At 39.4% G+C, this 9,660-nt stretch carries 6 protein-coding genes and 1 pseudogene; all 7 read left to right on the forward strand.

Features of this window, described 5'->3' with window-relative positions; genetic code table 11:
- Nucleotides 1-930 (forward strand): annotated as a pseudogene (locus tag RDQ32_RS10050) (PRTRC system protein E); the annotation flags it as partial.
- A 169-nt stretch (nucleotides 931-1,099) separates the two neighbouring features.
- Nucleotides 1,100-2,320: an Mbeg1-like protein gene (locus RDQ32_RS10055; protein ID WP_308580340.1), complete on the forward strand. Its 1,221-nt coding sequence runs from the start codon at nucleotides 1,100-1,102 to the stop codon at nucleotides 2,318-2,320.
- Between the two features lie 100 nt (nucleotides 2,321-2,420).
- Nucleotides 2,421-2,654, forward strand: a complete 234-nt coding sequence (locus RDQ32_RS10060) for a hypothetical protein (protein ID WP_308580342.1) — start codon at nucleotides 2,421-2,423, stop codon at nucleotides 2,652-2,654.
- Between the two features lie 680 nt (nucleotides 2,655-3,334).
- Nucleotides 3,335-4,753 (forward strand): extracellular solute-binding protein, encoded by a 1,419-nt coding sequence (locus tag RDQ32_RS10065; RefSeq protein WP_007156600.1) that lies wholly within the window; start codon nucleotides 3,335-3,337, stop codon nucleotides 4,751-4,753.
- A gap of 356 nt (nucleotides 4,754-5,109) precedes the next feature.
- Nucleotides 5,110-5,832 carry a sugar ABC transporter permease gene (locus RDQ32_RS10070; protein ID WP_308580343.1) on the forward strand — a complete coding sequence of 241 codons (723 nt, stop codon included), beginning with the start codon at nucleotides 5,110-5,112 and terminating at the stop codon, nucleotides 5,830-5,832.
- The gene (locus RDQ32_RS10075) at nucleotides 5,829-6,644 is read left to right on the forward strand and encodes a carbohydrate ABC transporter permease (protein WP_007156598.1); all 816 of its coding nucleotides are present in this window, start codon (nucleotides 5,829-5,831) and stop codon (nucleotides 6,642-6,644) included. The genes RDQ32_RS10070 and RDQ32_RS10075 overlap by 4 nt, the downstream gene beginning before the upstream one ends.
- Nucleotides 6,645-6,656: 12 nt before the next feature.
- The coding region (locus tag RDQ32_RS10080) for a glycoside hydrolase family 38 C-terminal domain-containing protein (protein WP_308580344.1) at nucleotides 6,657-9,660 on the forward strand (3,004 nt) is incomplete at its 3' end.

Here is a 9,660-nt window from a genome sequence, read left to right on the forward strand (position 1 = left end):
ATCGCACGCTTTGCGAGCGATACTCGTTATGAATTAAAATCTCCGAATCAGCTTTCGGGGAAGGAGAGAGATAAAAAAGCAGTGCCACAGCCTCCCGCCGATTTTGAAAAAGTTTGGCTTCCCTTGCCTTTGGCAAAAGAACTGCTATCTGACCATGTTTCCTTCCGTGTAAAAGCTATAGAACTAAGAAAAAACGAAAAGGTTTTTCAATTTGATTTGGATTTACCGGATGATCCGGATTGCTATTACCGGGTGATTATAGCCGGATGGTTTTATGGCATTCGGCAAGAAGGACAGGTTTCGGCATTTCCGGTGAATCACCAGGGAGAAATCTTGGATGAAGAGGAAAAGGGGCTATGGCTGCACTATGACAGCGACAAAGGGAAAATAGTGCCCAGTCCATTTAGAAATTGGCGGGGAAAAACCACTGGACCCCTGGAGGGAGGAGCTACTCCCTATTCCAAGATATTTTTGACCATGGCAGTAGCGCTTTTGGCCCAGGACGGAGAAAGTATCTATGGCGCTAACAATATGTTTAAAGACTTGATTCAATCCGGTACAGTATCTTTGGAAACAGTAAGAGAAATCACAAGAGAGCTTTTAGCCTGCGAAGACATCAGTCCGGCAAAACTTCTGCGTATCGTGGAAAAGGACAGCGAAGTCTTAAGTCTATGCTGGGGCATGCTATGGGAATGCCTCCGACATGCAGGGGACTTGACGGAAAAAACGGGAAAACCTCCGGTATGGATTAACAGGATTTTGGATATTTGCATCTATTATGGGACATATCTAAGAGAAGCTACAGAAAGAGGATATATCTCTAAGGAAGATGCCCGGTGGCCGGGACTTTTGGACATTGCAAACTGCGGTGCCAAGTCTACAGCGGTAAAAAAGGCTAAGGAGCTTGCAGAAATCTTGGGAATCGGCTAAATAGATCATCAAGATATCTTTTAGTAGCAAGCACATAATGATAAGATGAAAAAAGCGGGCTACCGCAGAAAATTCGTAAGGACTTTGAATCTGTATCCAAGAGATGAGTATTTATATATTTTGATACGCAAAAAGGATAACAGGATGATAAAAAGAAGGAGCGTATACTATGGAATTACTGGATTATTTACAATGGCGAAATGATGTTCCCCTATCTGTATCCCCCTTCAATGAGGTGGACAATATTATCCTTGCCTATTTATCTTATATTGATTTTGGAAAATTACGGCAGGAATGGGACGGATTTTGTGATTTAAAGGAGCTGTTTCAGTGTTTTTGCAAAGAACATTCTTTGGAAGAAATCAAGACAGCAGGGCAATTTACAGAAAGAGCTCCCCTCTTGCTGAAAGAGATGATGGAAGGAGAACGCTTTCTGGATACGAAGCTGGGATACTATGCTGTAGATTTTGACAGGGACCAGGTAAAGCAATTTGCCGCTTTGGTATTTTCACTGCCGGATGGAACAAATTACGTTTCCTTTCGAGGAACAGATGAGACGATTACCGGCTGGAAAGAAGATTTTCTCATGAGCTGTCAATCGGAAACGGCAGGAGCCAAAGAAGCAGTGGACTATTTTAATAAAGTGGCCAAGGCTTTGGAGGGGAATTTTATTTTAGGTGGGCACTCGAAAGGTGGAAACTTTGCCATGTATGCAGCGGCTTTTTGTGAAGCTCGGCACAAAGAGCGTATTCTAAAGGTATATAATAATGACGGGCCCGGCTTTAGGGATGAGGTCATTCAATCCGATGAATTTCAAGAAATGCTTCCAAAGATACTTACGATTGCTCCCCAAAGCTCTATTATCGGGCAGTTGCTTTCCAATCCTGCAGAGCAAAGGGTCATTAGAAGTACGGCAAAGGGCATTTTGCAGCATGATGCTATGACTTGGGAAGCGGAAAAAGATAGGCTTGTTCCTTCGGAACTGGATGAACTCAGTCACTATGCAAAAACTACCCTGGGCAGCTGGCTGGAAAGCATGGATGATGAAAGCAGAGAGTCCCTTTGCACAACGGCATTTTCTTTGATTGAATCTACAAAGTCGGAGACCTTTATAGAGTTTTCCGCAGACTTAGTAAAAAATACAGAAATCATTTGGAAAGAGATGGGGAAACTTCCGGAAGATAAGAAAAAAGAAATCATGGATGCTTTAGCGAATTTAATGGAAAGCAGTAGGAAGTCGGCTCTTCAACATATGAAAGACGGCGGACAGGCAGTACTTAACCAAATACAAAGCAGTGGCCAGGCTCTGCTAAGCCAAATGAAAACCGGTGGTCATGCGGCTGTAAGTCAAGTTTTGGGAAAGACAAAGGAAGAAGGGGAGCAGGTGTAGAGGATTTATGATATAATCCATAATATTGGAAAGGAAGATTTTAGGTGAGTGAAAAAGAAGACGCACTATCTTGCCTAAAATTTATAGAAAGTGAGAAGATATGGCTGAGTTGAGTATTTCAAAAGAAAGACTGAATTATACAATTGATCTACTTGTCACTATGGCTGTGGAAGAAATATCGTCATTCATCGGTAAAGATAGTAAAGAAGTCTTAGCAGACTTCCTTGCTTCAAAGACGGGAAAAGCTTTGTATGATGATACAACAAAGCTTTGGTGGACAGGTCCCTCTTATTTAGCGGAAATGTATCTGGAGGAGATTGCTGTGAAGCAATAGGTTTTACCCTGTGGAGTGAAATTTTTCATTTTGTATATCTTATTTATCCTTTTTATAAGCACCATAATGGAAACAAATCATGATTTAGTAAATCTAGATTAGATGATTTATATTGTCCGGTAGGAAGACTGATTCACACAGCTTTGGATGATGGCCTTTTTGCGGTTCAGAAGAAGTTCGAAGAGGAACTGAAAGAGTATTCTATGGCGGAAGTGTATGAGCAGATGGGAAGAGATAAAACACTTTCAAAAGATGAAAAAAATTATAGTTTTGAAAGTGAGTAAAAACTTCAAAAATTAAATAGCACAATTATAGTAGAAGGGGCTGTGGAAAACACAGCTCCCTTTTTTATATTGCATAATAGTCCTGTATTACTTTTTATAGCGTGAGCGGTATATCCATTGTCTTTTTTTATCTTTAACTTTTCATTATAAATCATTTTATGTATTATACAATATATACAAAGTATTAAAGAAATAAACATTGAAATACAATGAAACATTCCAAAATAATTGACTGGAATACATAGAAATGATAAAATTACGCCTATAAAATTAATACAAAAAGAAAATAATTGTACTGAATAACTAAAAAATATTAGATTGTGCAAATGATCCTATTACTCTGTTATGTAACACACTTAAAAAATACATTCACATGCAAGAAGAAAGGAGAACACAATGAAGAAATGGATTTTTGGTCTGGGGATGGGGCTTTGCCTGCTAACTGCCTGTGGCGGTGGGGCGAATAAGGAAGAGGCAAAAGGGGATAGCCAGACCGCTACTGAGGCAGCTAAAGCGGCTGATAAACAAGAAGGAAAAAACGATGGATTTTCCGGAAAAATCACCTTCACTTACAGAGACAATGGAACCGCTAAAGAAAAGATGGGTCTGTATCGCTGGGTGACAGCAGCTTATGAAACATGGGAACATAAGGATGAAGTAGAGTTGGACATTGCTCCCATTACTGCATCTGAAGGAGATTACTTCACAAAGATTGCTTTACAGCTTGCCGACCCCAGTACTTGCCCGGATTTGGTATGCGAAGATACTTTCCAGTTACCAAATGATGCAGCAGCAGGATATTTAACCGACCTTACTTCCTATCTTAAGGAATATGATGAGTGGGATCAGTATTATGAGTCTATGCAAAATATTACCTCTGTTGAGGGAGTGTGCTATGGTGTGCCTTATTGTACGGATACAAGAGGGCTTTTCTATAATCGCGGTGTATTAGAGAAAGCCGGAGTTATTCAGTCGGGAGAAGACTGGAACCCAAAGTCTTGGGATGATATTTTATCTGCCTGCCAAAAGATTAAGGATAGTAATCCGGATGTAATTCCATTTTGGTGTAATTCCGGAAAAGCCACAGGAGAAGCCACATCTATGCAGACTTATGAGATGCTTCTGTATGGAACAGGAGAAAAGCTCTTAGATGAAGATGGAAAGTGGATTGTAGAGTCTCAGGGCATTAAGGACTCTCTGGAGTTTATTCAGAATATTTATAAAAAAGGATATGGACCGTCCTTGGATCTAGTTCTTACTGGACAGGGTGGTTTAAATGCTGAAAGAGAGTATTTACCTTCCGGTAAATTAGGAATCCTTTTAGATGGTCTTTGGATTACTGCGCCATGGAAAGAAGAGGGAGCAGCTCCATGGAAGAATTATGATAAAGAGTGTGGACTTGCAGCAATGCCTACAAATAAGGGACAAGCTCCTGGAACCGTTACATTATCAGGCGGTTGGGCTCTATCTTTACCGGAAAATGGAGACAATAAGGATGCTACCTTTGACTTCGTAAAGCACATGATGAGCGAAAAGAACTATTTGGATCTTGTGCTTTTTGAAGGTGACATTTGTACAAGAAAAGACATTGCGGAGAAGGAAGAGTACAAGGCACAGCCATTCTTTGAATTTGGAACAAAACTTTTGGATACAGCAGGCTACCGTCCTCAGAATGATTTATATTCTTCTGTTTCTACCGGTATTCAGGAAATGGTGGAATCTGTGGTAACAGGAACTTCCATTGATGATGCAATTTCTCAGTATGCATCCAATACAGCAAGTATTGTCGGAGATGACAATGTAGTGAAAAAGTAATGTAGTGAAAAAGTAATTTAGTGAAAAAGTAATGAATAATAATGTAGTGTGGTGAATTAGTTGAAAGTAAACTAAGTCAATTAAATTAAGTCAATTAAATATGGATCATCAGGCTTATTAGAATAAGAAGAACGGGGGCAAGGATGAAAACGAGCAGATTTATAAGAGAGTGCAGGCAGTCAATTTTGCTGATACCGGCTATGGCACTTTTGCTATTGTTTTTCGTTGTCCCTGTTCTTCTTACTATTTTTTTCTCTTTTACCAATATGGCGCTAACAGGAGCTACAGCAAAAAACTACGATATTGTAGGCCTTTCAAACTATATAAGGCTTTTCAAAGATAAAGTAGCATTATCAGTGATAAAAAACACCTTATTTTTCCTTGCAGGCTCTCTTTTAGGGCAACAGTTTGTGGGATTTATTTTGGCATACTGTATGAGGGAATGCTCCGCCACATTCCGACGCATAGTAGGACCTTGTATCTTGTGTGGCTGGGTTATGCCGGAAATCGTAGTTTCCCTTTGTATGTTGGCATTCTTCGATATGGAAGGTACTGCAAATACAATTTTAAAAGCAATACATTTACCGGTAATTTCTTGGATTTTCGGCTTTCCTATGCTGACCGTTATACTGGCTAATATTTGGCATGGAACTGCGTTTTCTATGTTGAATTTTCAGTCTGCATTGGATCATGTTCCCGGAGATATGGAGGAGGCGGCGCGAGTAGATGGGGCGAATCGCTTTCAGGTTTTGTGGCATCTTCTTATTCCTTGTATGAAGCAGACAATCGGTATGAATACTATGCTGAATACATTCTCTACCTTGGGAGTATTTGGTTTGATTTGGGCTATGACCGGAGGCGGGCCGGGTAATAAAACTACGACACTTTCTATATATATGTATAATGCAGGAATGAAAAATTTTCAGCTGGGTAAGGGAACGGCGATAGGAATTTTGATTTTACTACTGGGTGGTGTATGTAGTATAGGATACAGCTTCCTGTTTTACGAAAGAGAAAAAAAGAGCAGGAGAAAATTTGGGAAAGTAAATACTACTCTTGCTGAAAGGAGGGAAGGATGAGGAACAAAACTTGGATTTATTATCTAATTTTGGCACTCATTGGCATACTCTTCTTAATGCCTATGTTATGGCTGGTTTTAAGTTCATTTAATGTACATGCAAGACAGGCTCTAAAGTGGCCTGACCAGTGGACATTTAAAAACTATCTTACAGTAATACAAAATGGAAGAAATATACGAGGATTCGGGATTGGACTTTATATTTCTATAGTACAAGCAAGCTTGGTTTGTATTTTATCCTTAATGGCGGCATATCCATTATCTCGATATGATTTGTCTTATAAGGAACCTTTGCTTTATACCATTTTGTTTATGACATCATTGCCGATGATTGCCGTTATTGTACCGGTTTACAAGATTTTTGTGCGATTTCATCTTTTAGATAGTATTCCCGGTGTAATATTGTATTTGACTGCATCCGGTATACCCTATGGGGTGTGGATGATGAAGAATTTTATGGACGGAATACCTAGAAGCTTGGAAGAAGCTGCTTTTGTAGATGGAGCAGATTCTGTACAATCCATGCTGCGAGTGGTAGCTCCGCTAATGTTTTCCGGAATTTGTGTTGTATTTATCTATAGTTTTTCAGGGGCTTGGGGAAACTTTTTTATTCCCTATATCCTTTTGAATTCAGAAGCCAAGCAACCTGCATCAGTTATCTTGTTTCAGTATTTCGGAAAGCATGGGGCTATAGAGTATGGAGCTCTTTCAGCATACAGTTTACTATACTCTCTGCCCGCAATTTTCTTATACATATTGTCTCAAAAAGTTATGTCGAAGGGCTTTACCATGAATGGTGGAGATAAGGGATAGAAGGAGTTGGATATGGGATTTATTAAAGAGAGAATAGGGAAATTTTTAGAATATCTCAAAGAGCAGATTTATACCAAAACGGAAGTGATTCCATATTGGTATGGAAAAAATGAAGATTATCGTTACTCAGAAGAAGAAAGAAATAATCTTCCCTTGGATCAGTTTTTCACTTTAAAGCGAGAGGAGATTTTTGGAGGACATAGAGCTTATTTTTCTTTTTATACGACTTGGACTGTTCCGGAAAACTTTGCCGGGAAAACAGTGGTCTTTTCTTTGGAGACAGGAAAAGAGGGGGCTTGGGATGCATTAAATCCCCAATTCTCTCTTTATGTAAATGGGATTTTAAGACAGGGATTGGATGTAAATCATAGAGAATGCATTCTGAGTGAAAATGCTAAGGCAGGAGATGAGTATAAAATCTTTTTAACCTGCTTTACCGGAGACAAAAACTATTCTTTAAAAATGATGGGAGCTTTTCGGATTTTAGAGCCAAGAGTAGAAAAGCTGTATTATGACTTAAGCGTGCCCTATGATACTATGCTGCTTTTGGAAGAGGATTCAGAAGAGTACATTACTATATTGCAGAAGATTAATGAAGCCATTAATCTTGTGGATTTTAGAGTAGAGGATAGTCCGGCTTTTTATGAAAGTGTAGAAAGAGCAATTGAGTACTTTCAGAAAGAGTTTTATGAGACATATTGCAATAAAGAAAAATTCCCTGTGGTACTGTCTGTAGGGCATACACATATTGACTGTGCTTGGCTTTGGACATTAGCGGTAACAGAAGATAAGGCGGTAAGGAGTTTTTCCACTGTATTGGAGTTAATGAGGCATTATCCGGATTATATTTTTATGTCATCCCAGCCTCAGCTCTATATGTATGTGAAGAAAAATGCTCCGGAAATCTATGAAGAAATTAAGCAAAGAGTGAAAGAAGGACGCTGGGAAGTAGAAGGCGGTATGTTTGTGGAAGCAGACTGTAATCTTTCCAGTGGTGAAGCTTTGACTAGACAATTTCTGTATGGCAAAAAGTTTTTCAAAGAAGAGTTTGGAAAAGATAATAAGATTTTATGGCTTCCGGATGTTTTTGGCTATTCTGCAGCTCTGCCGCAGATTATGCAAAAATGTGGTGTGCCTTATTTTATGACGACTAAAATCAGTTGGAATGAGACGAATAAAATGCCTCATGACAGTTTTTTGTGGGAAGGAATTGATGGAAGTCGTTGCTTAACCCATTTCATCCCCAGTAGAGATTATAAAAAGCCGGAAGTGGAAGGCGGATCCGGTCAAGATTTCTATACCACTTACAATGCAGACTTAAATCCATCCCAGGTAAAAGGCTCTTGGAAAAGATATAGCGACAAGGAGCTAAATAAAGAAGTTTTATGCAGCTTCGGATATGGAGACGGTGGTGGTGGCCCTACAAAGGAAATGCTGGAAAAGGATATCAGAATGAAACAAGGAATCCCCGGGCTTCCGCGTACACAACAGGGGACTGCACTGTCTTTTTACGATAGGCTTCAGAAAGAACTCTACGAGAAAAAAGATATTCCCGTATGGTGTGGAGAATTATATTTAGAGTATCATCGTGGTACCTATACGACGATGGCAAGAAATAAAAAATGGAATAGACGAGGAGAATTTGCATTAGAAAACATGGAGGCTTTACAAGCCCTAACAGAACTTTTGTCTCTGCAAAACAATCCTTCCTATCCAAGAGAAAGATTGCATGAGCTATGGCTTATTCTTCTCCGAAACCAGTTCCATGATATTTTACCGGGATCCAGTATCTATGAAGTATATGAAGATTCTAAGAAGGAGTATCATAAACTGTTCTTTGAACTGGAAGAGTTAAAGAAAGAGGCTCTTCTGGACTTATTAGGAAACGATGCAGTATCAGAGAAAAACGGTCTAAAAGAGCTTTCCAGTGCTTGGTTACAGAGGGACTTCCAAAGTGATGTGGATTGTGCCGGAAGCTGGGAAAATGGAATTCTTGGGAATGCTGATTCCGAAAGAGCAAAACAGACCTGTGATGCAAGTCTGTTGCTATGGAATCCTAAGCAAAATCGACGAGGAGAACTTATCTCCTTGCCATTACCCGGATATGAGAATCCTATTGTTAGCTTAGGAGAAGTAGAGTATCTATTGCAAAAAGGAGAACAAGGTGATTATCTTTTGGATTTACCCTCTCTTCCCGGTTTTGGATTTTCTAAATTTACACTAAAAGAAGGCACTTCACAGGAAGTGGAAAAAGTCAAGAAAAATCAGGGCGAAGAAGATACGAAAACTTTCCGTTGGGAAAAGAGAAATGGAGGCGGCTTATATATTTCGAATCCTTTCTTTGAAATTGAACTTAATGCAAGAGGAGAATTTATCTCTTTTGTGGATTTAAGAGAAAATAGAGAATTGTTGGCAAAGGGAAGTCATGGTAATGTCTTACGCGTGTTTGAAGATAGACCGCATAACTATGATGCCTGGGATATCAATGACTATTATAGTGAGAAGCCTTATGAGGTTTCAGAGCTTCTTTCTATGGAAGTAGTAGAGGAAGGCCCACTACGCTTTAGCTTGTGTATTGAAAAGAAATTTTTGTCTTCTCGAATTAAACAATGGATTCGTCTGTACAAGAATCATCCTAAGGTAGATTTAGACTATGAGGTGGATTGGAAGGAGCATCTTTTACTGTTAAAGAACTTCTTCTCCTTCGATATTCAAACGAGAGAGGCAAGCTTCGACATTCAGTATGGAAATGTAAAACGCCCTACTCATGCAAATACTTCCTGGGATAAAGCTAAATTTGAACTCTGCCATCATAAGTGGATGGATTTAAGCGAAGATGGATTTGGAGTTGCTATTTTAAATGACTCTAAATTCGGCATTAGTGTAAGAGAATCTACCGTAGGCCTTAGCCTGCTGAAGTCTCCTTTGTATCCAAATCCTATGGCGGATAAAGAAATTCATCATTTTTCCTACAGCATTTTCCCACACCAGGGAAGCTGGAAGGATAGTGATATGA

The organism is uncultured Oribacterium sp. (genome assembly GCF_902481605.1).
Taxonomy (GTDB): Bacteria; Bacillota; Clostridia; order Lachnospirales; family Lachnospiraceae; genus Oribacterium; species Oribacterium sinus.

Coding starts and splice junctions, on each gene's coding strand:
- RDQ32_RS10055 (WP_308580340.1), top strand. CDS start 1,100: ATGGAATTACTGGATTATTTACAATGGCGAAATGATGTTCCCCTATCT.
- RDQ32_RS10060 (WP_308580342.1), top strand. CDS start 2,421: ATGGCTGAGTTGAGTATTTCAAAAGAAAGACTGAATTATACAATTGAT.
- RDQ32_RS10065 (WP_007156600.1), top strand. CDS start 3,335: ATGAAGAAATGGATTTTTGGTCTGGGGATGGGGCTTTGCCTGCTAACT.
- RDQ32_RS10075 (WP_007156598.1), top strand. CDS start 5,829: ATGAGGAACAAAACTTGGATTTATTATCTAATTTTGGCACTCATTGGC.